Raw genomic sequence first — 23,641 nt, forward strand, 5'->3', positions numbered from 1 at the left:
TTTACGATGTCCAAAACACCTAAATTAGGCTTCTTCCAAATACGCTTCAATTGGCGCGCAAGTACAGATAAGGTTTCTGTCGCCATAAGCATCGTCTACACGTCTCACACTTGGCCAGAATTTATTATCCCTAACATACGCCAATGGAAATGCTGCTTCTTGTCTTGAATAAGGTAATAACCATTCATCACTAGTAATCATATCCATGGTATGTGGCGCATTTTTTAAGACATTATTGGCATCTTCTTTCGTTAATCCATCTATCTCTTGTTTGATAGAAATCATGGCATCACAAAAACGATCCATTTCTTGTTTGCTCTCACTTTCCGTAGGTTCTATCATCATGGTGCCATTCACTGGGAAAGACACTGTAGGTGCGTGAAATCCATAATCCATTAATCGCTTGGCAATATCTACAACTTCAATGCCATTGGCTTTAAATGGTCTACAGTCGATTATCATTTCGTGAGCTGCGCGTCCGCGTTCTCCAGAATACAAAGTGTCATATGAACCCTGAAGTCTCTTTTTAATGTAATTGGCATTTAAAATGGCCATTTCAGTAGAGCGTTTTAATCCTTGCGCTCCCAACATTTTGATATAGCCGTAAGAAATTAAACAGGCTAAAGACGATCCGAAAGGTGCTGCTGAAATAGCTGTAATGGCTTGGTCACCACCAGTTTTAATCAATGGATTTCCTGGTAAAAATGGCACTAATTGCTTTGCAACACAAATTGGTCCAACACCTGGTCCACCACCACCGTGAGGGATAGCAAACGTTTTATGGAGATTCAAATGACAAACATCTGCACCAATATTTCCAGGATTGGTTAATCCAACTTGAGCGTTCATATTAGCACCATCCATGTATACTTGTCCGCCATTATCATGAATAATCTTGGTGATGTCTCTAATGCCAGATTCATAAACACCATGAGTGGATGGATAGGTCACCATAAGCGCTGCTAAATTATCCTTATGAAGTTCTGCTTTTTCTCTTAAGTCATCCACATCGATGTTTCCTTCTTCCGTAGATTTTGTAACAACGACTTTCATTCCAGCCATAACTGCACTCGCTGGATTGGTACCATGAGCAGAGGAAGGAATGAGGCAAATATTTCTGTGGTGATCACCTCGTGATTCATGATACGCTTTAATGACCATTAATCCGGCAAATTCTCCTTGAGCGCCAGAATTTGGTTGAAGCGACGTCCCAGCGAATCCCGTAATTTCAGTTAGCTGATCTTCTAATGCTTTTAAGACGGTATGGTAACCTTTGGCTTGTTCAGCTGGTACAAATGGATGAATTTTTCCCCATTTAAACCAACTCAATGGCAGCATCTCAGCTGCAGCATTCAGTTTCATCGTACAAGAACCTAAGGAAATCATGGAATGATTTAAAGCTAAATCCTTGCGTTCCAAAAATTTAATGTAACGCATGAGTTCTGTTTCAGAATGATGCGAATTGAAAACGGCTTCTTGTAAAAATGGCGACTGACGCTTGTAATTATCTGAAATTTGATTAGTATTAACAATCTCAGCAATTTCAATACTGTCTTTTTGAATACTCTTAGCGAAAACCGCAACAATCTTGTTAAGTTCCTCTAAAGTTGTCGGTTCGTTAATAGAAATTACAACATCCTCATCACTAGGGTAGTAAAAATTCATTTTTTTACTTTCAGCAACTTTTTTTACAGCCTTGGCATCAGCTTTTATATGCAATGTGTCGAAAAATGATGTGTTGGTTTGCTCAAAACCTAAAGCCGTAAGTGTGTTTGATAAGGTAACCGCCTTATTGTGAATGTTAGTGGCAATATAATCGAGACCTTTCGGGCCGTGATAAACCGCATACATTCCCGCCATTACTGCTAATAGCACCTGCGCTGTACAAATATTTGAAGTCGCTTTGTCTCGTTTGATATGTTGTTCACGCGTTTGTAAAGCCATACGTAAGGCTCGGTTCCCATTGGTATCTTTTGTGACACCAATAATACGACCAGGAATATCACGTTTGTAGGCTTCTTTGGTAGCAAAATAAGCCGCATGCGGACCACCATAACCCATAGGAATACCAAATCGTTGTGTTGTTCCTACGACAACGTCGGCACCAAATTTACCTGGAGCTTCCAGTTTAATCAGGCTCATGATATCTGCAGCAACAGCCACTTTGATATTTTTAGCATTGGCTTTTTCAATAAAGGATTTGATATCGCTTACTTGACCGTGTTTACCAGGATATTGTAGAATAGCACCATAAAAATCTTCAGAGAAATCAAAGTCACTTTCAGCACCAACAACTAATTCAATACCAATCGGGTTGGCTCTGGTTTTAAGAAGTGATAATGTTTGCGGCAAGATATCTTCAGAAACAAAAAACTTATTGACACCCTCTTTTTTCTGGCTACGTTCTCTAACGGAAAATAACAAGCTCATAGCTTCGGCGGCAGCTGTACTTTCATCTAACAATGAAGCATTGGCAAGTTCCATACCTGTGAGATCCGTTATCATTGTTTGGAAATTTAGCAGTGCTTCTAATCGCCCTTGGGCAATTTCAGCTTGGTAAGGTGTATAGGCCGTATACCAACCTGGATTTTCCAATATATTTCTTTGGATGACTGCAGGCATGATGGTTGGGTGATACCCTAAACCAATATATGTTTTGAAGACTTTATTCTTTTTTGATAACTCGTAAATATGCAACAAATATTCTTGCTCACTCATGGGAGCATCGAGATTAAGGTCGGATTTCAAACGGATACCATCGGGAATGGTTTCATAAATTAATTGTTCCATAGAATCCACACCAATTGCGTGTAACATTTCTTTTTGATCCGATTCTCTCGGACCTATATGGCGAAGTGAAAAGTCTGCAGTATTCATTAAATAGGATAGTTATTTTTTAATGCAGCAAAATTAATGAATTATTGTCCTTAAAATGTTAAGGTAAATGAAACTTTTCAACCATTTGAAATGGTTATTAACAGTTTGACTATTTTTGTTTCATGCGTGCGTTTAAAACCATTTTCGACTTTTACTTGAGTAGTAGTATTCATGTGGCGATTTCAGTGTTTGCGTTATCGTGGTTGACCCTATTGGAATATGGATTGCCGTTTGATGCTGAAATGTTATGGTTTATATTTTTCTCCTCTATTACAGGCTATAATTTTGTGAAGTATTTTGGTTTGGCCAAGTTCCACCATCGAAGTCTAGCGAGATGGTTAAGAGTGATACAAGTCTTTTCGTTACTATCATTTTTACTCTTGTGCTTTTTTGCAACAAGATTAGATATAAACACGCTGATTTATGTGGGTGTTTTAGGAGTTGTGACGTTCTTATACGCTATGCCTTTGTTGCCCAAATTATTTTTGGATGAAAAGAAAAATTTAAGGAGTGTAAGCGGCTTGAAAATCTACGTCATTGCTTTTGTATGGACAGGCGTCACCGTTATTTTGCCATTGATAAATAGCCATCATGCTCTTACAGAAGATGTCTGGTTAACAGCCTTGCAACGGTTTGTTTTTGTGATGGTTTTAATGTTGCCTTTTGAGATAAGAGATTTGTCTTACGACAGTATAAAGTTAGCAACCATTCCTCAACAAATTGGGGTGACCAAAACCATTCTTTTGGGCATTGTATTGTTGTTTGTTTTTAATTATTTGGAATTTTTAAAAAGTAACTTGTACCAATTAACGCTCCTAAGTAATATCATTATTTCCGTGATTGTCTTCTTGTTTTTGATCGGGTCCAAAAGACATCAAAATCCCTATTACACGGCTTTTTGGGTAGAAGCTATTCCTATATGGTGGTTGCTTTTAATGCTGGTTTTTTAATTGTTTTTCGAATTCGGATTGCAGTTCTTGAATTTCATGCTCTTTCAGACATTCAGGATGGCCAGAGTGCATCACGTGTGTTAACTCCTTGTTGCGTTTTGTATATGCTCTTGTAATCTTGCACCATGAAAGGCGTAAGGTTAATTTAAATCTTTCCCATAAGGTGGCTTCACCATATTGGGACTTATCACAAATATGATGTGCTTCTTCACACGAAATAAATAAAAAACTTTTTTTCATTTTAATTTTTGAACCAATTTTTTTCTAGGCAATCAGCCATAGCGACGCGTGCACGATGAATAATTACCCATAGGTTAGACGCAGTGATGTCCAATTCATTACAAATGGTTTCTGTTTCGTAATTAAGTATGGTCTTCATTTTGAAAACCTTCGCTTGCTTATCAGGTAGCTTACCTAAGCAATCATGTATCGCCAATCCTAACTCTGTGTTTTCTATAGTGTCTTCAGCAGTTTTGTCGAAGGGATCTGCTACACGTTCTTCGAGCCAGTCACCTTCATTCTCATCGTTGGTGTAGGACATTCTCACTTCCGCCTTTCCTTTATTCGAATTAATTTTACGATAGTAATCAATAATTTTTCGCTTCAATATGGCGACGAGCCATGTACGCTCACTTGCTTGCCCTTTAAAGTTTTTCATCGATTTTAAGCCAGCAACAAAAGTGTCTTGTACCAAATCTTTGGCCATTTCTCTATCATTGACACGAGTGATTGTGTAATTAAATAGATAATCAGAATAACGATGAATCCATTGATTAGGATCTATGATATGTTTAGGCATTTCTTTTTCTAAGACATTTTATGTCAAAAATAAGTAATATAATAGTATTATCGCAATAAATCAGTGAGTGCAGATTTAAGTGAGGGATATTGAAACTCAAATCCATGATCCGACAAGCGTTTTGGTACCACATTTCTACTCTTTAGTACGAGTTCTGGTTCTGTCCCAATGAGTAGTGCACCCAATTTTACAAGCCATTTGGGGTGTGAGATACCAAAAGGGATGCCCAAGGTAGCTCTAATACTTTTCATAAGGATGTAGTTACTTGTGGGCTTTGGTACGGTGACATTAAAAGGACCTTCAAGATCATCATGAACTATCAAAAACTCAATGGCTCTAGCAAAATCTAACTCATGGATCCAACTAACTTTTTGTTTGCCTGAAGCCTGACGACCGCCCAACCCAAAGCGCACCAGTTGTTTTAAAGCTGTTAAAGCACCTCCGTTTTTGCCCATAACAATAGAAGTTCTTAAGGCAATTTTTCGTGTTTTTGGGTTCTTAATACCGAAGAAAGATGTTTCCCATGATTTGGCGATATTCATTGAAAAATCATTTCCGATAATGCCATTCTCTTCAGTCATTTCGATATCTGTAGAATGCTTATAAATGGTTGCAGTAGAAGCATTGAACCAAATACTAGGTGGATTATCGCATAAATTTATGGCAAGGCCCAATATGTTCGTAGGGTCAATTCGCGAATCATGAATCAGTTTTTTATTAGTTTCAGTATAGCGACAGTCAACAGATTTTCCAGTAAGGTTGATAAGAACATCCGTTTCTTCGAGCGTATTGGTCCATGGGCCAAGGTCTTTGGCATTCCAATAAATATCATTGAGCTGTTTTGGAGATCGTGTTAAGATATAGACGATGTATTGTTTTTTAAGAAAATAGTGCTTTAGTGCTTGGCCTAGAAAGCCGCTGCCGCCTGCTATGGTGATTGTTTTCATTGTTTTTGGATTAAATAAGTGATTCTGAGGAAATAACTCGCAATAAGCATTGGAATGATGAAGGCAAACAACAACTGAAGAAATTCATATTTCACTATTGATGCACTTAGCATTATTGATATCACGCTCATGGTCAATACAACCGCCATCCAATATACTCTCAGCATTTTGTTAATTTTTTTGGTGAATGCCTTCATAAAAAACAGCAGGATAACAGCCATTATTAATTGTGTAATTCCTAAAAGAATTTGCATATACATGCCAAGGAAGACAAAAATGATAGTCGCGTATGCCGTTATGGTCAAACCGAAAATTATCAAGTTAATACGATATAATAGTTTCATGCTTTAGGATGTATTTAGTGATCCTTTCGGACGTTATAAATGGGTGTTTTCTTAACAGTATTTGAGCGCTCTCTAGATTTGCGACGACCTCTAAAAAAGAAGAAGAGATTGATAAACAGCATGATGCCTAAATAAATAGAAAAGCCTCCTATTTTTTTACTCAAGATCTCAATGAGTTCTTGACTGCTCATAGCCGTTGCGCTGTAGTAGCTGATTTTTAATATCAATAATGCCCAACCAATGTTGATAAGATAAAATCCAATTTCAAAAAGTTTGTTCGTTGCTAAGGCAATATCTTCTTTACCTTTAAAAATGTCTAGCATAAAAAACTTACCGTTTTTAAAAAGCATTTTAGATACATAAATTGTGAGAGCAATAGCGATAGGTAAATAAATGAGATAGCCGATAATGATTTTAGAATGTTCCATGATTTATTGTTTTATAGTTTTTGATTTTATGAGATAATTACAGAGTAGTACGTTGTTATAATGTAAAATCGTAATAGCGATGATAATAATTCCAAGACGTTCGCTTAGCGTATTGAACATATCCAGTACTGAATCAATCGACTGCCAATAGGCAAGTGAGATGACCGCATAACCTATATTCAAAAGATAATAGCCGATTAGGAGAAGGTTGTTTACGGAGGCGACTAAGGCGTTATTATGATTAAATAAAAACCTTAAGTAAATTTCACCATGCTTATAAAACATCCATCCTACTTTTACCATGATGATGCCAATAATAGGTAAGTATATGCAGTAGCTGAGGATATTTAAGTTCATTTTTATAAGTTTTAAACTTTCAGAAAAAATTGAAAGTTTGTATTAAAAAAATTATCTGAATAATTTCAGTAACGATTTAGTGATCCAATTCTGTTTTTGTGATACCAATCGATTCATCATTTCATCTGCCGTTTGAGTGATATCGTGAAGCGCTTTGGTTTGTTTAATTAATTCTTTGGTTTGCTCTGTGCCATCATTTTTGATAGACGACACTTCCTTCAAGACTTTAATGACTGGTTGAATTTCTCTACGACTACGTTCTTTTGCAATGATTCTAGTTAACTCTTGTACGTCTTTTTCAGTGGTAAAATATTCTTTGCGTTCACCAGGAATAATTTCTTTAGTGACAATGCCCCAATCCATCAGTTGACGTAAGTTCATGCTGGTATTGCCACGTGAAATTTTTAATTCTTCCATAATATCCTCCATGGACAATGGTTTGGTGGCGACAAAAAGTAACGCCTGAATTTGCGCCATCGCTTTATTGATGCCCCAAAGAGAACCTAAACTTCCCCAAGTACTTACAAACTTTATTTTAGCTTCATCGTAATTCATAGTACAAATATATAAAATATTTTAAACTTTCAATAATTATTGAAAGTTTATTTTGTTTGAACGTGAATGTGATCATCATGTCGAACTGCATGACAACCATGAAATTTGATTTTTGAATAGTTTGTTAAGCCCAGTTCAGTCTTGAGGTACGGCTCAATAAATACCTTTTCAGTTGCTGAATTATTCACTAATTGAAGGATCACTGCTCTTGTTTTATCTGCATTAAAATTCAATTTATGGATAGTTCCAAATGACAGATATTTCGAAAAATTATACTGCCAGTAACCCAGTTCTTTACATCTTTCAGACCAATAGCCTTCTTCTGTGACATAGTTGCCATAACCTGAAATAGTGGGCTTTTTATCTGTCGATTGACCATCTATGGTTTTATACTGAAACGACAGATCTATTTTGTTTCCATCATTATGACTGAGATGTGGAAGTAATGGAAAGCCATTCCAGAAAGGAAAATTGGCATCTAAATAGGTAAGTGCGATGCGTTGTTCAGAAAGTGTTTCGGCTGTATCCTCAAGCATGGTTTTTAACTTTGGGCTGACATAGTTTCTAAACATGAGTGGGTAAACCCATTGACGTGGCTTTAAATTATCCGACAATACAGGTAAGGCTGTTCTGCCAAAATAGCTTGCTATTGGTGGAACGACCATGAGATTACATATTAAATACATCGCCGGAAATAGATAACGCTTTCTTAGTCTGAATCGTTTAGAAACCACAACTGTTAATAACCAAATGAACCCACCTACCTGCGTCAATATAGTCATAAACACAATGAAAATAAGATGTCCGATAATCCTAAGGAATGTCATATCAAGAAGAACGAATAAGGCTTCTAATTATTTTGGGATTAAACCCGCACGTTTTAATAAGGCGTCTGGTTGAGGTTCTTTCCCTCGAAATCGTTTATAAAGTACCATAGGGTCTTCAATGCCGCCTTGAGACAGGATATGGTCTTTGAATTTCTTAGCAACCTCTTTATTAAAGACACCAGATTCTAGGAAATATTCAAAGGCATCGGCATCTAAGACTTCTGCCCATTTGTAACTGTAATAACCAGAACTGTATCCGCCTTGAAAAATATGTGAAAATGACGTACTCATACAGTTTTCGGCTACATCAGGATACAATTTGGTGTTTTCGAAAGCTTTTAATTCATGAGCTTTTACCGATGTAATCTCTTTTGGATCTTGTCCGTGCCAAGCCATATCTAACAAACCAAAACTGATTTGTCTGAGGGTTTGCATTCCTTCATGGAAGGTAGCTGAAGCTTTTATTTTTTCAATCAATTCCATAGGAATCACCTCACCGGTTTCATAATGGGTCGCAAAAAGTTCCAAGGCTTCTTTTTCATAGCACCAATTTTCCATCACCTGACTCGGTAATTCAACAAAGTCCCAAAAAACGCTTGTGCCAGAGAGACTCGGGTAAGTGGTATTTGCTAACATACCATGTAAGGCATGTCCGAACTCATGAAACAAAGTGGTTACTTCATTAAATGTAAGTAGTGAGGGTTTGCTTTTTGTTGGTTTCGTGAAATTACAAACGATGGAAATATGTGGTCTGTCATTTACATGATCTTTAATAAATTGTGGCTTATAAACAGTCATCCATGCGCCATTACGTTTTCCAGCTCTTGGAAAGAAATCAGCATAAAAAATAGCAACCAAATCACCTTTGGTATCGGTGACTTTATAGGTTAAAACATCTGGATGGTACTTATCAATAGAGTTTATGGATTCAAATTTTAGATCATATAAACGTTCGGCAATCGTAAATGCACCATCAATGACATTCTCAAGTTTAAAATAAGGTTTGAGTTGTTCATCATCCAATTGAAACAATTCTTGTTTTAATTTTTCTGAATAGTAAGCGCTATCCCATTTTTGAAGGGTCTCAATCCCATCTAACCTATTCGCAAATCGTGCTAATTCGTCAAATTCTCGTTGAGCTGCGGGCTTGGCTTTGTCTAATAATTCATTTAAAAAAGTTTCTACATTCTTCGGCGTTTTTGCCATGCGTTCTTCCAAAACAAAATGCGCATGAGTTTCATAGCCCAATAAATTGGCACGCTCATGTCTCAGGTTTGCGATTTTTAAGACTTGCTCTTGATTGTCTAGTTCATCGCCTTTAAAGGCTTTGGCACCAGCGGCAATTGCCAATTTTTTTCGAAGTGTTCTGTCATCAGCATAGGTCATAAAAGGGATGTAACTCGGGTAATCAAGGGTGATGATCCAACCGTCTTTTTCTTTTGATTCGGCCAATTGCTGTGCTGCTTCCTTGGCACCATCAGGCAAGCCAGAAACTTGATGTTCTTCCGTCAGATGCATTTCAAATTTGTTCGTCTCTGCCAAAACATTCTCACCAAATTTTAGTTTCAACTGACTCAGTTGTTTGTCGATAGCTCTTAAGCGTGTTTTTTTATCCTCGGGAAGATTGGCGCCATTTCTGGAGAAACTTTTGTATTTCTTATCTAATAAGGTTTGTTGTTCCTTGGTTAAATCTAGCGAAGCCCTTTGGTTATAGACTGCTTTTATACGTTTAAAAAGCCCTTCGTTTAAGGTGATGTCGTTACTGAATTCTGAAAGTAAAGGAGAAACTTCCTGTGCTATCTTCTGCATGTCATCGTTGGTTTCTGCGCTATTCAAATTAAAGAAAAGACTCGTGAGTCGATCTAAGACTTCACCAGAAAAATCTAAGGCCTCAATAGTATTTTCAAATGTGGGTGCTTCAGTATTTGAAACAATATGGTCAATTTCTGTTTTAGCTAATGCAATGGCTTCCTTAAAAGCGGGTAAAAAATCGTCATTTTTGATTTCTGAAAAAGGCGCTGTATGAAAAGGTGTGTTAAATTTTGAAGTTAATGGGTTCATTTTTAAAATGATGTTATTTTTTATGCATTTTAAGCATCATTAACGTAATGTTAAGAGCAAAATGTCAAATTAATTATTACTTTTGCGCTATTATTAAAGCTTATATCAAGTAAGTATTTAATAAGAATTGATTAATAGCTCTAAAACCTCGCTGTAAAAAGCGGGGTTTTTTGATGTTGTTACAAGTTTTTAGAAGACGCGATAACCTTTGTTTTCAAACTTTCTTTGTATTCAACAATGGCGTTGTAGACGGTTTCATTTGAAACACCTATGATTTGAGCGGCAAGAATTCCAGCGTTTTTTGCACCATTTAGTGCTACTGTTGCGACAGGAACACCTCCAGGCATTTGTAAAATGGATAACACTGAATCCCAACCATCTATTGAATTACTGCTTTTAACAGGAACACCTATCACAGGTAATGGTGAAAGTGAGGCTACCATTCCTGGTAAGTGTGCTGCACCACCTGCACCAGCAATGATCACGTCAATACCATTAGTACGTGCATTCTTACTAAAGTCGAATAGTTTTTCAGGTGTACGATGGGCTGATACAATATCAACAACTACCTCAATGTTAAATTCTTTTAAGATGTCTATAGCATCTTGCATGACAGGAAGATCGCTTGTGCTTCCCATGATTACTGCGACTTTATTCATAACTATTTACTTATAACCTTAATTGTTTTTTTGACATTTTCAGCGATACGTCGTGCTTCATTAATGTCCTCGTTTACGATGGTTACATGACCCATTTTTCGAAATGGTCTTGTTTGTTTTTTTCCATAGATATGCGGTGTGACACCTTCTAATGCCATTATTTCTGAAATATGTTCGTAATGTACATTGCCTGTATGGCCTTCGGCACCAACCAAGTTCACCATAATACCACCAACAGTACTTTCGGTTTTTCCTAATGGTAGATCGAGAATGGCTCTTAAATGTTGTTCAAATTGTGACGTGTAGCTCGCCTCAATAGTTTGATGACCCGAATTATGTGGTCTAGGCGCTACTTCATTAACGAGGATCTCATCATTTTCAGTTTGGAACATTTCCACCGCTAAAAGTCCAACGTGATTAAAGGCTTCTGACACTTTAATGGCCACTTTTTGTGCTTTTTCGGCAATGGTATCTGGAATACGAGCCGGACATATCACATATTCTACTTGATTGGCTTCAGGGTGAAATTCCATTTCTACCACTGGATAGGTTTTAATGTCACCACTTACGTTGCGCGCCACTATGACAGCCAATTCATTTTTAAATGGAATTAAATCTTCAGCAATACATTCGCCTTTAGGCAAGCCATCAAGGTCTGATAATTGTTTCACTATTTTAACACCGTTACCATCATAGCCAAATTGAGCTGCCTTCCAAACGAATGGAAAATCAAGTCCGCCATTTTCTATCGTATCCTGTATTTCAGAAAGATAAGCAAAACGCGTAAAGTTTGAAGTTGGTATTTGATGGTCTCGATAAAATAGTTTTTGGGTCGCCTTATTTTGAATGGTTCTGAGCGTTTTTGACGAAGGATATACTTTAACACCTTCCTTTTCAAGCGCTTCTAAGGCATCTGTATTCACATTTTCAATTTCAAATGTGAGCAAATCCACTTGCTTGCCAAAGTTGTAAACGGCCTCATAATCCATTAAATCGCCCAATGTAAATTCGTCACAAGCAATTTTGCTAGGGGCTTCTTCACTAGCGTCCATGACATGGGTTGTAATATCAAATTTTCGCGTTGTGTAGAGCATCATTTTACCTAACTGACCGCCACCAAGAATTCCAAGTTTAAAATGAGAAGAGAAATAATTCATTCAATTGTATGGGTTTCTGTTTTTAGAAACGTTTTGGGTTCAAATTTCAATTTCTTAGAACAAAAATACACTAAAAATGGAACAATCATCCAAAATCACAATGCGAAAATGGTCAATCGTAAATCAAATCCTTATCTTTGCCTTTTCAAAATCAAAATCAAGTGATTAAACTACACGATTTATATTTCAAACCGTTCATTTCAGAACAAGAAGTTGATGCCATCATTGAAAACATGGTACAAGCGATTGCAGACGATATGAAATCTGAAATTCCAGTCTTTGTAGGAATATTGAACGGCTCGTTTATGTTTGTCAGTGATTTCGTAAAGAAATACCCAAAACCATGTGAGGTCACGTTTATTAAATTGGCGTCTTATGAAGGTTTGAAGTCGACAGAGGATATTCATCGTCTTATCGGACTTACACAGGATTTGTCGGGCAGAAAAGTGGTGATTTTAGAAGATATCATTGATTCAGGCAACACCTTAGAGGAAGTACATCGAATTTTTGAAAATGAAGGGGTTGATGAACTAAAAATTGCGACACTTTTTTACAAACCTGAAGCTTACAAAAAGGATTATAAATTACATTATGTCGGTAAAGAAATTCCCAACAAATTTATCGTAGGTTACGGTCTCGATTATGATGGTTTGGGACGTGATTTGCCAGCAATATATCAATTAAAAACAACACAACACATGACTAACTTAGTGCTCTTTGGCCCTCCTGGTGCAGGTAAAGGAACTCAAGCAGAATTTTTAAAGGAAACTTACAATTTAGTACATATCTCAACTGGCGATGTGTTCAGATATAATATCAAAAACGAAACCGCATTAGGCATGCTTGCTAAATCCTACATGGATAAAGGGGAGTTAGTTCCAGATCAAGTCACTATAGATATGCTCAATGCTGAGGTTGAGAAAAATGCCGATGCTAACGGCTTTATCTTTGACGGGTTTCCAAGAACCAATGCCCAAGCAAAAGCACTAGATGATTTAATGGATGCTAAGGATTCTCAAATTAATGCGATGATTGCTTTGGAGGTAGACGACGAAGTATTAGTAGGACGTTTGTTGGAACGCGGAAAAACAAGTGGTCGTAAAGACGATGCTGATGAATCCATCATCAGAAATCGCATTCAGGAATACTACAAAAAAACGGCTATTTTGAAAGACTATTATGCCGCACAAGATAAATATCACGGTGTGGATGGTGTTGGTAGTATTCAAGAAATTACAGAACGACTCAAAGCAGTTATCGATACGCTTTAGTTCAAACATTGATAGACGAATAGGTCACTCATGGCGAGGCGACCATAATTGAATCCCATAAAAGTTCGCAATTGCGGAGATAGAAAATGACAGAAGGTAACTTTGTAGATTACGTAAAAATACATGTCTCTTCAGGTAAAGGAGGGCAGGGTTCTGCTCATTTACACCGTGAGAAATTTATTGAAAAAGGTGGACCTGACGGAGGCGATGGTGGTCGTGGAGGTCACGTGATTATTCGTGGTAACTCCAATCTTTGGACCTTACTTCATTTAAAGTTCAAGCGACACGCTAGAGCAGGTCATGGCGAACATGGAAGTAAGAGTAGGAGTACAGGTGCAGATGGCGAAGATATTTACTTGGATGTGCCTCTTGGAACAGTTGTAAAAGATACTGAAACAGACGAAGTGCTATTTGAAATTACGGAAGATGGGGAAGAAAAAATAGTGGCAAAAGGTGGTCGAGGCGGATTAGGAAACTGGCATTTTAAGAGTTCAAGAAATCAAACGCCAAGATATGCACAACCTGGTGAGCCGCTCGAGGAGAAAAATATTACCATAGAACTTAAAATCTTGGCAGATGTAGGATTGGTAGGATTTCCAAATGCGGGAAAATCAACCTTGTTGTCGGTGATTACAGCAGCAAAACCCAAAATTGCAGATTACGAGTTTACGACCCTAAAACCCAATCTTGGCATTGTGGAATATCGCGATTTTCAAACATTTGTAATGGCTGATATTCCTGGAATTATTGAAGGTGCTGCTGAAGGAAAAGGGCTCGGACATTATTTCTTACGTCATATAGAGCGCAATTCGGTTTTATTATTTTTAATTCCTGCCGATGCCGACGATATCCGCAAACAATATGATATTTTGCTGGATGAGTTGAAACGCTATAATCCTGAAATGTTGGATAAAGATCGGATGATTGCGATTTCAAAAAGTGATATGTTGGATGACGAACTAAAATCTGAAATGAAAGCGCAATTAGATGAGACATTACCTATAAATTATATGTTTATTTCTTCGGTGGCGCAGCAAGGTATTACCGAATTAAAGGACAAACTCTGGAAAATTCTTAATGATTAATTTTTGGGCGTTCCCCTTTCCGACGTCTTCGGAAAAGGGTCAGGCTCTCAGCCGTCGCTCTCTTCGAGGAGCTCCAACAGGGCTTCCATCCTTAACGCAGGTTTTAAATAGATCATTTTAAGAAATCTTAAAATTTCAGTATCTTTAAAATAAAAAGCCATGAGAATATTCTACAGCCTATTGGTCTGCGTGTTACTCACGTCATGCGTCTCTATTCGGGTGAATTATGACTACGAGACTACAGCCGATTTCACGACTTATAAAACCTATAACTATTACTCAAACGTCAATACTGGTTTAAGTGAATTAGATAACAAACGCTTGTTCATGGCATTGGATGAGGGACTGCAAGCAAGAGGTTATCAATTATCTGATATGCCTGATTTTTTTATAGATATCAAAACAGCAGAATTCCAACAACAATCTGGTAATACTGTAGGAATGGGTGTTGGTGGCACTGGAAGAAACGTTGGTGGTGGCATTTCAATTGGCTTACCGGTTGGCCAAACAAAAATGGGCCGGGAAATTGTATTTGAATTTGTAGATGAGAATGGGATCGGCCTTTTTTGGCAGGCTATTTCAGAATCGAATTACAATCCCAATGCCTCACCAGAAAAACGAGAGGCCCAATTTAAAGCCATTGTTTCAAAGGTCCTTGAAGGGTTTCCGCCAGACAACACCAAATAGATGTCAATTTTATAGCGTTGCGGTTTATCATTGATTTTTTGTTTTGTAACTTTGGTTAAAACAGAAAGAGACAATGACACAATTATCAGGAAAGGTCGCATTAATTACAGGAGGAACTAAAGGTATCGGTTATGGCATCGCAGAAGCTTTATTAGCTCAAGGACTTAAAGTGGCCATTACAAGTCGCGATTTGAATGCCGCTAAAGAAGCTGCCAAATCACTAGCAGAAAAAACACAAACGACAAATGCTATTATAGGTTTAGAAGCCAATGTCAAAAACTTAGGTGACCAACGCGAAGCTGTTCAGCAAACTGTTGAGCAATTTGGTCAGTTAGATGTTGTAGTAGCTAATGCTGGCTTAGGCCATTTTGGAAGTATAGAGGCATTAACTACGGAGCAATGGAACGCTGTGATTGACACGAACTTAACAGGTGTTTTTAACACGATAAAAGCAAGTGTTGATGCCTTGAAAAAGAGTCAAGGCTATTATATCACCATTTCAAGCTTAGCAGGAACTAATTTTTTCGCGGGAGGAGCGGCTTATAATGCCAGTAAGTTTGGAGTCACCGGATTTACACAAGCCGTCATGTTAGATTTAAGGAAATATGGTGTTAAAGTGAGTACCATCATGCCAGGATCTGTGTCGACACATTTCAATGGTAACGAACCAGGCGACAAGGATGCATGGAAAATCCAGATTGAAGATATTGGCGAATTGGTAGTCGATTTGTTAAAAATGAATCCTAGAACCTTACCGAGTAAAGTAGAGGTAAGACCTACGATGCCACCGAGTAACTAATGAAAATATAGAAAACAAAAAGGCTTCCATTGGAAGCCTTTTTTCATGGTGTTTTTAGTGATTAGTTGATGTCTAATTTGATGATTCGACCATTTTTCTTTCGTTCACCAAGCAAAAATACAGTATGCTTATTGACGTTAGCTAGACCGTTATTCACTTTGTAATAGACTTTAGATTCCTTATCATCAATCAATTTTTTATAATCGAAATTACCTTCGGCATCAATCGAGATCGCATATAAATTTGACTTTTTGGATGACGTCTGTTTAAATGCAATACGATCGGCACTTAATTTTTTGATATTATCGGAGCAATTAATAAAGAAGTAGGTGGATTCATCAACCGGCAAACTGGTGTAAGAGCTATTTATTGTTCCAACCTGTGCTTTATTAATATTTCTAGCCCACTTTAAATGACCGTCTGCGTCAAGCCGCATCGCCATAATATCGTTGTAATGAAATACCGTGTAGGTACGCATTGATCCGTTTGCTCCCATACTAGTATGTGTTGTAATAAAAAATTCTTCAGCATTCACTACAATGTCATTGTTGGCCATGAGGTAAACACCTTTAAAATCAATATTATTGATGCCTTTCTCTTTCTTACGTTCTTTTTTCCCTTCTCTATTTCCGTATTTATCGGTAAGGAATTCTTCTGAAAACTCATTATAACGCTTAAAATTGGTTTCAAGAGTTTCTGGATTGAGATCAAAAACACAAACGCCATTGAGCTTGTACTCTTCTTTTTTACCATAGAAACCAACACAGGCTAATCGACTTTCATTCTTAACCAAATGCAGAGATTCAATATATTTTTCGTCACTTTTAAAGGAAATACTTGTCTCACCGGAAGCATTGATTCTGTTTAATTCAAAATGATAATTGACTTTACCGTCTTTTTTAGTTCTTTTAGAATTATTTTCAAACGATTTGCCTAAAAAATAAATCGTACCATCTTGACCATCCACTTCAAAACTGTTGTATTCAAAAAGTCTATCCTTGATATCCTTTACAATCAATTTTTCATAAACCGGTTCGAAATCACTATTAAAAACAAACACTTTATGCGTCTCTTGTTTTTTGTTCTTGAAATCAAAATTAATCGCAAAAAAGGCTTCGTTTGCTGATAAGATAACTTCTCCCATGTGATCACCATCAGCTTGGTTGAACCCACCATTATAAAACAGGGGAAAAATAGAAACTCCAAAGTAGTTTTTAACATTGTCTTCAGAGAAATTTAGAAGCTCTCTCGTGCTAAAATTTAAATCGCCAATATTTGCTGAAGACACATTAATGGCAATTTTGTCTTCTTTTTTTTGAGTTTCAACCTCAATTAAATGTATCTGATTATTCTTTAAAAACGCATTTTTAATGATCTTGTCGTCAACCTCATAGTCTAATTCTTTAATGAGTTTCAGATGTTCATCAAAGTATTGGATATAGTAGCCTCTTAATTTCAATCCTAGACCAGAATAATAGGATCTGATGGTGACAATACCTCCATCATCAGACTCAAGGCTGAAGCTAAGAAAAGAGTTTTTCTTCTTGTCTTTAAAAATGTCACTCTTCGTGATAGAAATATCTTGAGCGAAAGTTAGTGTTGCTGTAAAAAGCAAAAGTAAGGTTAGGAATCTTTTCATAAAAAATAGTTTAGAGGGGCAAAATAACTATTTAAATGTAAGTTGAAAATAAAATCTAAGGTTTAATTGATTTTCAGACGATCACCTTTACTATGACTACTAAATTCTGGAGCATACATGCTTTGAATGGTGGTAATACCATTACTCATATCACCTGCATTTTGAACTCTTAAATCATACTCAAATACGTAGATACCTTTTGGAAGATAATCGAAAAAGAAGTTCGTTGAAGCGTCTTTAGTGCTTTCGTAATACCCTAATCCGTCTTGCCACTTGTACTGTGACAATACATTAACTGGTTCTAGGCCTGCTGCTCTCATGTCTTTCATGTGTAAAAATTCCATGTCACGATCACTACGCAATTCTATGCGCACGCGCACCAAGTCGCCCACTTCCAATAAGGTTTCTGAAGTGATCTCTGAGATTTCTTCTCCTCGGTCTGTATGTGTTTTTTTGAAGAGTTTTTTGCTCAGTTTTAGTGGTGTCTCTGCGGAAGTGATCTTATCTAAATCCTCAAAATACTGCCAGTATAAACTGCCCCAAGCAATGCCTTTGCCTTTTTTAGACATTTTTACAGTTGCCATGTCTGGTGCAATTTCAGATCCAGTCCACGAGGTTTTGTAATAGCCTATCCCTGCTTCAATTTTGACGTTCTCCAATTGGGATGGTGCTAATGCTTGGCCTCCTATAGAAACATCTACCATCTCAGTCACACTCAGCCAATCACTGCCTTGTAACAATAACGCATACACGGCTTCCGTGGTTGCTTTGGTTGTTTTCCAGCGATTGGTTTGTTTGTTTTTTAAGAGCCATATTTTCAAGTTATCTATGGTTTCTGTAGGGCCTTCTACTTCAGAAAACGCTTCAATCATTAAGGCTTGTGTTTCTATAGGCGCTTGATGCCAGTACCAAGAACTTGTATTGTTTTTCCAATACATGCCTAATTCTTCCGAAGTAATGCTAGTTTCTCTCAATGACTTTAAAATACTTTTTGAGATACGCTCATTCCCTTTTCTATGAGCAACTAAAACCATCAGACCTTTCGCATATAAGGAACGCTTCAACCAATAATCCTCAATTTGCGTATGATAATAATCCATGATTTTTTGAACCTCCTTTGAAGGTTTATTGTCAGGAAAGAAACTGCGCATATACAAATAATGCAATTGGATGTAGGATAAATGATCCTTGGATAAGTTGACCTCTGGGTTGTATTTCTTTAGGTTTTTATAATCTTCGATAAACTCCGAGTCTAAATAACGAATCGCTTTATCAATCATTTGTTTATGGTCCTCTGTGGTTACGCCTAATTTGTCTAAATGACCAAAACCAGCAACAATGTGTTGCGTGATGTAACGGTTTGGTCGACCACCATTAAACCATGCCCAAGCGCCATTTGGCATTTGTCCATTTTTGAGTTTGCGGTGAGCGGCTGTTAATTCATTCGACATCTTATTTAAGTCAAATAGTAAAGCGATACGCTTTTTCTGTTCCGTTTCATCTTGCGCATCGCGCAACCAAGGGGTTTCTTCGATGAGAATTGATTTGAGTTCTTGGTTTTTTTCTAGGTTCGATACTAGCGCATCCGTATTTTTCCATTGATTAAAAACTTCTTGGATACGCGGATTGCTATTAGCAATATGACTGGCTAATGCGTTTGCATAATACCTGCTAAACGTCTGCTCGTTACAATCGTAAGGATATTCCATTAAGTATGGTAATGCTTGCACAGCATACCAAGCAGGATTTGAGGTGACCTCAAGACTGAGTTGATGGTGTTTTAAAGAGGTTGATGTATTGTTTTTGAGTTTGTCAAGTGTAAAAGTCCTAGTCTCATTACTTTTAACCCACATTGGTAAGGTTTCTGTGACTAGCATACGATTACTTAAGATTGGTAAAGCGTTTTGTTCACCATCGCTAAAATCGCCTGCTTTTGCTAAAATTTTATACTGAACAGCATCCACATCAAACGGAATGTTTAAGGACCATGAGACGTTCGTATTGCCTTTCGCATCTACCGAAAATTGCACGGTTTCTCCCGTAGGTAAAATTCCCATATGACGTGTGATATCCTCTCCAGAAATGGCATCAGTTAGGATGAGTTTTGCATGTCCGTTGAGTGCTTTTTCAGTCAGGTTGGAAATTTTAGAACTAATCGTAATTTGGTCGCCTTCACGTAAAAACCTCGGGACATTAGGAAGTACCATCAACTCTTTTTGAGTTACAGCTTCCAAGGTGGTTGTGGCACTTTCGAGAGATTTCGTGTGTGCTAGTAGTTGTAATTTCCACTTGCTTAAGGCTTCTGGTGTTGTAAAACTAAAACTGACGTGTCCGTCAGCATCTGTTGTAAGCTGCGGAAAGAAAAAGGCCGTTTCTTGAAGATTTTTACGCACTTTTATTGCGCCAAAGTCTTTTTCGTCTGCCTTAGTTTTATCATCTATGTCATTCTGCTTAGATACATCGTCTACACCGGTTTCACTTACAGAGTCCATGGCTACAGCATTCATTAATTTGTTCTCCGACCTTGGACTACTATTGCCTACAACCGCGACTTCTTCTAAAACACTTTCGTCTTCTACAATTTCCAAGCCTGCGACTCTACCTCTTAAATAATAAGCATTGCCGAATCCCATACGCAATCCGAATAAGTTGAATTGGTCAAAACGTTGAGAAGGAAAACTCCCGAAAGATTGTCTGGTATTATAAATTGAGAACCTTCCTGTTGCAAATCCGTTGCCAACATTCACTCGGTAAGAAGGGTAGTAGTAAGGTTTTTGAATAGGATTGAAATACCATTCATGTGATTTAAATTGATCTAAGGACATGTCATACATACTTGCCAGTAATTCTGCCGTTACTTGGTCTCCTTTCGGACCTTTAATTTTAAAACTCCAAGTTTCGTCGGTTCCTGGCTGTAATTTGTCTCTAAACGTCGCGGTTTCTATCTCTAATTCAGTTTTTGGGTAAGGCACATTGATAGCCAAGTTCCCTTGACCGAAATCATTTTGAAAGGCATAAAAATAATGGATGCCAAATCCTCCCAAATCTGAGTCTCTCACAGGAATAGAGATGGTCTTTTTGTTGTTGTTTAAAAGAATAGTTCGCTTGTCAACAATGTTATGATTTTTTTCAATTTCTATGGTGACATAGAGTTCCTTCGCCGCAGAAGCGAGAGTGATTTCAACGGTATCATCTTTTGAATAAGCACTTTTATCAGTGGTGATATTGAAAATTTGATGGTCGGCTAAAGTGTCGTCTTTATCACTATAAATAAAGGTTTGCGCTTCATCTTTAACCAGTTGTCCGAAACGATCTTTGGTTTCAAGTACGATGCGATAGGTTCCAGAATCCCAACGTTTCATATTTCCCAAATCTAATGTTTTAGAATCTTCGGTATCAAAGGTTTTAGATAGAACCATGTCTCCTTTATCCCAACGCTTGGAATCATTTTCGTCTTTATACGCTTGGTGTGGAAAAAGAGACTTAAATTCTTCTTTGGTAAACTCTTGGTAGTCTGGCGCTGGCCAAGGTCTGGTTCTTAAAACACTATTTGGCGCTTTTAGCTTATAAATTTTGACGGTTCCTTGAGTAGGTACAAAGGTGCCGTTCAGGTTTTTAGTAGCTATCGTGATTTTATGATCGTTGTTGGTTTTATCCAATACGCTGGCAATAGAAACGGAAGCCTTTAAAGCATGATAACCTACGTTCACCGTAGTGGTAGCACTTCTTGTTTCACCATTGAGATCTGTGACATCCGCTGTGATTTCATAATTGAAAATGGGTAAAGAGGATTTATCAACGCTCTTGTCGGGAATGGCTTTAAATTTGATTTCAAAATTCCCTGAGGCATCTGTAGTGATTTCACCATGGGTGATTTCCTGTGGCTCACTACTGAAATAGGGCCTATACCAATAGTACCAATCTGGATAGCGTACGTTGCGATGCACACGATAAACGACTTTGGCGTCGGTGATATTGCTTCCAGCATAGGCCAACGCATGTCCAGTGACTACAACCGTATCATTCACCTTGAAGGTGTTTGTAATGGGTTTAAAATTAGCTTCAAATTTTGGTCTTTTATATTCCTCTACGGAAATATAATGATGGGTTGTGAGGTTATTTTCACCTGTCATTCTTATGGAATAATTTCCTAATAAACCTTGATTTGGTAAGATGAATTCACCCGCTACTGAGCCATAGGCATTGGTTTTAACTGTTTGTGTTTTTAGGACTTCCCTGTTTTTATTATATAGGGTAATGGCTACGGTTGAATTCGCTACAACTTCGGCATTAGATTCTGAATTATTGATTACGATCCCTTTAAAATATAGTGTTTGTCCAGGTCTATAAATGCTTCGGTCTGAAAATATAAATCCGTCATGGACTATTTTTTTATTAGAATGGTCATCATTGTAATAACGGTTTAAATACAAATTCTCAAAAATAGCCTCTTCATTATTGTAGAGGATATTTAGTTTGATGTTTGAGCGCGAATAATCGGTTTTCGGAATGGTAAATTCGCCCTGAGCATTTGTAGTATATTGCTCCTTTATGAGTCTGTTTTGGTAATTTTTACTGTATGTAAACGTAACTTTTGCTTCGGCTAATGGTTGTCCGTCGATTCTATCAAATACCTGATAGGTAGTCTGGTCTTTATGTTCTTTTTGGACATAGGCGATATTGGTGACTTGAACGACTTTGAATCCATAAATCTTGCTGTCATTCATTACTTCTCCAAAGACCACATAAATGCCATTGTCTAATTTAGGCAAGGCAATTTCTGTGCGATGGCTTTGATAATCGCTTTCATTTTTTAGATGAGAAGTCCACGTTTTTACTGGCTTAAAATTCCTAATGTATCGCAGCTCTTTTTCACTATCATGATTATAAGCCTTTAAGGTTTGTAATTCATATTCTGAAATTTTAGAAACCCTAAAACCGATGCTATCTATATTTTTGTACGTGATTAATGCCAAGGCATGCGATTGCGTAGGGATGTAATTTTCTGTGATTACTTGTAACGTCGGACTTTCAATCTGAGCTTTTAGAAGTCGACATTTTTGGGCACCTGTACTCTTTGGATAATCAGCAATGACGGTATTGCACATAGTGATGGCTTCCTTGAGTTTCCAACGATGTTTCTCGTTAGAATGAGCCTCGAACTGCAAACCTAGTTGATGATAATACTCTGCAATTTCATAAGCGTATAAGGCAGCTACATCGTTATTCTCGCTTTGATATTTAGTAAAAGCTGTTTCTAAGGTCATTAAGAATAAATCCCCTTTTTCTTTAAACGTAGCCTTACTGTGGATGTAATGTAAACGCTCAATATCGATCACGGCTAAAGCATCAGAAGCCTCGTCCTTTAAGTGAAATTTCGCCAAGCTTTGATAGATTTTTAAAGCATGTAGCTGTAAGGATGTGCTATCTTTAGATTTTAAGTCTAGTCGCGAAAAACGATCAGCGCTACTAAGGGTTTCAGGGTTATCTATCTCAAATTTATAGGCAGGTTGCGTGATACTGTTTTCATCTGACTTATAGAATTGAAGGGCATTATGCGCCAAAATATCAAATACGGAAGGTCTGTAGCGTTTCGAGTCGGTTTGATTGATTACGATAGCATCATAATTAGCAAGATCAGTTTTTTGTAGAATGAGACCATTTTGCAAAGAATTTTGATAATGGACATGAATCTCATGGAACAAGGTTTCGAGATCCCAAGTTCTGAAATCCGTGTCATCCACTTTCTCACTTGTTTTAGTACGATTGTAAAACTTCCAACGATTTTGGTTGAAATATTGCCAGTACAGCGTGGCTAGAATATTTTCTAAAATATTTTGATCGGGAATGTCACTACTAGAAATAGCAGCTTTAAAGTCATTAACAATTTTGAGCTGTGCATCTTCTTCGAGCGTGAGTGCATACTTGCTTCTAAACAATAAGGTTTTTATTTCTTGTACTGAATTGTCATCTGATTTAGCTTTTTGTTCAATGCGCATTACCACATCTAACGCCGATTTTGGTAAACCCTCTTTTTCAAATGCTTCAACTTCTTTCCACAATTTATCATAATCATTTTGTGATTGAGCATTGGTAAAATTAGCGAAGCATACGATCATTAACAGACTTATAATTGATTTCATAAAACTTATTTTTTTAGGAAATTAAACCCTAAAACCCACTAAAAAAATAACAAATA

The 23,641-nt window shown here is 37.2% G+C and carries 18 protein-coding genes; 5 read left to right on the plus strand and 13 right to left on the minus strand.

Going from position 1 to position 23,641, the window contains the following annotated elements:
• Nucleotides 1-24: 24 nt before the first annotated feature.
• Nucleotides 25-2,877, minus strand: a complete 2,853-nt coding sequence (gene gcvP / locus ACU8DI_RS11730) for an aminomethyl-transferring glycine dehydrogenase (protein WP_447112974.1) — start codon at nt 2,875-2,877, stop codon at nt 25-27.
• A 122-nt stretch (nt 2,878-2,999) separates the two neighbouring features.
• On the opposite strand from gcvP, the gene ACU8DI_RS11735 reads away from it, so the two are divergent.
• On the plus strand, nt 3,000-3,827 hold the full coding sequence (locus ACU8DI_RS11735; protein WP_447112975.1) for a hypothetical protein: 828 nt from the start codon (nt 3,000-3,002) through the stop codon (nt 3,825-3,827).
• Here ACU8DI_RS11735 and ACU8DI_RS11740 read toward each other — a convergent pair.
• From ACU8DI_RS11740 to ACU8DI_RS11785, 10 genes are all read right to left on the minus strand, one after another.
• Complete coding sequence (locus ACU8DI_RS11740; RefSeq protein ID WP_447112976.1) at nt 3,810-4,067, minus strand: hypothetical protein; 258 nt, start codon at nt 4,065-4,067, stop codon at nt 3,810-3,812. The two genes, ACU8DI_RS11735 and ACU8DI_RS11740, sit on opposite strands and share 18 nt — an antisense overlap.
• 1 nt (nt 4,068) lies before the next feature.
• Nucleotides 4,069-4,626, minus strand: coding sequence for a sigma-70 family RNA polymerase sigma factor (locus tag ACU8DI_RS11745; protein ID WP_447112977.1), 558 nt, complete (start codon nt 4,624-4,626; stop codon nt 4,069-4,071).
• Between the two features lie 47 nt (nt 4,627-4,673).
• Complete coding sequence (locus ACU8DI_RS11750; RefSeq protein ID WP_447112978.1) at nt 4,674-5,573, minus strand: TIGR01777 family oxidoreductase; 900 nt, start codon at nt 5,571-5,573, stop codon at nt 4,674-4,676.
• A gap of 358 nt (nt 5,574-5,931) precedes the next feature.
• On the minus strand, nt 5,932-6,345 hold the full coding sequence (locus tag ACU8DI_RS11755; RefSeq protein ID WP_447112979.1) for a hypothetical protein: 414 nt from the start codon (nt 6,343-6,345) through the stop codon (nt 5,932-5,934).
• 3 nt (nt 6,346-6,348) lie between these two features.
• The gene (locus tag ACU8DI_RS11760) at nt 6,349-6,702 is read right to left on the minus strand and encodes a hypothetical protein (protein WP_447112980.1); all 354 of its coding nucleotides are present in this window, start codon (nt 6,700-6,702) and stop codon (nt 6,349-6,351) included.
• Between the two features lie 51 nt (nt 6,703-6,753).
• Complete coding sequence (locus ACU8DI_RS11765) at nt 6,754-7,257, minus strand: GbsR/MarR family transcriptional regulator (protein ID WP_447112981.1); 504 nt, start codon at nt 7,255-7,257, stop codon at nt 6,754-6,756.
• 47 nt (nt 7,258-7,304) lie between these two features.
• A complete protein-coding gene (locus ACU8DI_RS11770) occupies nt 7,305-8,039 on the minus strand; it encodes a hypothetical protein (protein ID WP_447112982.1) in 735 nt (244 codons plus the stop codon).
• Between the two features lie 72 nt (nt 8,040-8,111).
• On the minus strand, nt 8,112-10,145 hold the full coding sequence (locus tag ACU8DI_RS11775; RefSeq protein ID WP_447112983.1) for a M3 family metallopeptidase: 2,034 nt from the start codon (nt 10,143-10,145) through the stop codon (nt 8,112-8,114).
• A 179-nt stretch (nt 10,146-10,324) separates the two neighbouring features.
• Nucleotides 10,325-10,804 carry a 5-(carboxyamino)imidazole ribonucleotide mutase gene (purE, locus tag ACU8DI_RS11780; protein WP_447112984.1) on the minus strand — a complete coding sequence of 160 codons (480 nt, stop codon included), beginning with the start codon at nt 10,802-10,804 and terminating at the stop codon, nt 10,325-10,327.
• Nucleotides 10,805-10,806: 2 nt separating this feature from the next.
• Nucleotides 10,807-11,961 carry a 5-(carboxyamino)imidazole ribonucleotide synthase gene (locus ACU8DI_RS11785; RefSeq protein WP_447112985.1) on the minus strand — a complete coding sequence of 385 codons (1,155 nt, stop codon included), beginning with the start codon at nt 11,959-11,961 and terminating at the stop codon, nt 10,807-10,809.
• Nucleotides 11,962-12,122: 161 nt separating this feature from the next.
• On the opposite strand from ACU8DI_RS11785, the gene ACU8DI_RS11790 reads away from it, so the two are divergent.
• The 4 genes from ACU8DI_RS11790 (at nt 12,123) to ACU8DI_RS11805 (ending at nt 15,803) form a co-directional block, all read left to right on the plus strand.
• Complete coding sequence (locus tag ACU8DI_RS11790; RefSeq protein ID WP_447112986.1) at nt 12,123-13,232, plus strand: adenylate kinase; 1,110 nt, start codon at nt 12,123-12,125, stop codon at nt 13,230-13,232.
• An 86-nt stretch (nt 13,233-13,318) separates the two neighbouring features.
• Nucleotides 13,319-14,317, plus strand: coding sequence for a GTPase ObgE (obgE, locus tag ACU8DI_RS11795; RefSeq protein ID WP_447112987.1), 999 nt, complete (start codon nt 13,319-13,321; stop codon nt 14,315-14,317).
• 159 nt (nt 14,318-14,476) lie between these two features.
• Nucleotides 14,477-15,004, plus strand: coding sequence for a DUF4136 domain-containing protein (locus ACU8DI_RS11800; RefSeq protein WP_447112988.1), 528 nt, complete (start codon nt 14,477-14,479; stop codon nt 15,002-15,004).
• Nucleotides 15,005-15,077: 73 nt separating this feature from the next.
• Nucleotides 15,078-15,803 (plus strand): SDR family oxidoreductase, encoded by a 726-nt coding sequence (locus ACU8DI_RS11805; protein ID WP_447112989.1) that lies wholly within the window; start codon nt 15,078-15,080, stop codon nt 15,801-15,803.
• A 61-nt stretch (nt 15,804-15,864) separates the two neighbouring features.
• On the opposite strand, the gene ACU8DI_RS11810 is transcribed toward ACU8DI_RS11805, so the two are convergent.
• Both ACU8DI_RS11810 and ACU8DI_RS11815 read right to left on the minus strand, forming a co-directional pair.
• Entirely contained in the window at nt 15,865-17,442 is a 1,578-nt protein-coding gene (locus ACU8DI_RS11810) for a hypothetical protein (RefSeq protein ID WP_447112990.1), read from the minus strand.
• Between the two features lie 62 nt (nt 17,443-17,504).
• Nucleotides 17,505-23,585, minus strand: coding sequence for an alpha-2-macroglobulin family protein (locus ACU8DI_RS11815; protein WP_447112991.1), 6,081 nt, complete (start codon nt 23,583-23,585; stop codon nt 17,505-17,507).
• Between the last annotated feature and the right edge of the window lie 56 nt (nt 23,586-23,641).

This window comes from Psychroserpens sp. BH13MA-6 (assembly GCF_052983595.1).

Coding starts and splice junctions, on each gene's coding strand:
- gcvP (WP_447112974.1), bottom strand. CDS start 2,877: ATGAATACTGCAGACTTTTCACTTCGCCATATAGGTCCGAGAGAATCG.
- ACU8DI_RS11735 (WP_447112975.1), top strand. CDS start 3,000: ATGCGTGCGTTTAAAACCATTTTCGACTTTTACTTGAGTAGTAGTATT.
- ACU8DI_RS11740 (WP_447112976.1), bottom strand. CDS start 4,067: ATGAAAAAAAGTTTTTTATTTATTTCGTGTGAAGAAGCACATCATATT.
- ACU8DI_RS11745 (WP_447112977.1), bottom strand. CDS start 4,626: ATGCCTAAACATATCATAGATCCTAATCAATGGATTCATCGTTATTCT.
- ACU8DI_RS11750 (WP_447112978.1), bottom strand. CDS start 5,573: ATGAAAACAATCACCATAGCAGGCGGCAGCGGCTTTCTAGGCCAAGCA.
- ACU8DI_RS11755 (WP_447112979.1), bottom strand. CDS start 6,345: ATGGAACATTCTAAAATCATTATCGGCTATCTCATTTATTTACCTATC.
- ACU8DI_RS11760 (WP_447112980.1), bottom strand. CDS start 6,702: ATGAACTTAAATATCCTCAGCTACTGCATATACTTACCTATTATTGGC.
- ACU8DI_RS11765 (WP_447112981.1), bottom strand. CDS start 7,257: ATGAATTACGATGAAGCTAAAATAAAGTTTGTAAGTACTTGGGGAAGT.
- ACU8DI_RS11770 (WP_447112982.1), bottom strand. CDS start 8,039: ATGACTATATTGACGCAGGTAGGTGGGTTCATTTGGTTATTAACAGTT.
- ACU8DI_RS11775 (WP_447112983.1), bottom strand. CDS start 10,145: ATGAACCCATTAACTTCAAAATTTAACACACCTTTTCATACAGCGCCT.
- purE (WP_447112984.1), bottom strand. CDS start 10,804: ATGAATAAAGTCGCAGTAATCATGGGAAGCACAAGCGATCTTCCTGTC.
- ACU8DI_RS11785 (WP_447112985.1), bottom strand. CDS start 11,961: ATGAATTATTTCTCTTCTCATTTTAAACTTGGAATTCTTGGTGGCGGT.
- obgE (WP_447112987.1), top strand. CDS start 13,319: ATGACAGAAGGTAACTTTGTAGATTACGTAAAAATACATGTCTCTTCA.
- ACU8DI_RS11800 (WP_447112988.1), top strand. CDS start 14,477: ATGAGAATATTCTACAGCCTATTGGTCTGCGTGTTACTCACGTCATGC.
- ACU8DI_RS11805 (WP_447112989.1), top strand. CDS start 15,078: ATGACACAATTATCAGGAAAGGTCGCATTAATTACAGGAGGAACTAAA.
- ACU8DI_RS11810 (WP_447112990.1), bottom strand. CDS start 17,442: ATGAAAAGATTCCTAACCTTACTTTTGCTTTTTACAGCAACACTAACT.
- ACU8DI_RS11815 (WP_447112991.1), bottom strand. CDS start 23,585: ATGAAATCAATTATAAGTCTGTTAATGATCGTATGCTTCGCTAATTTT.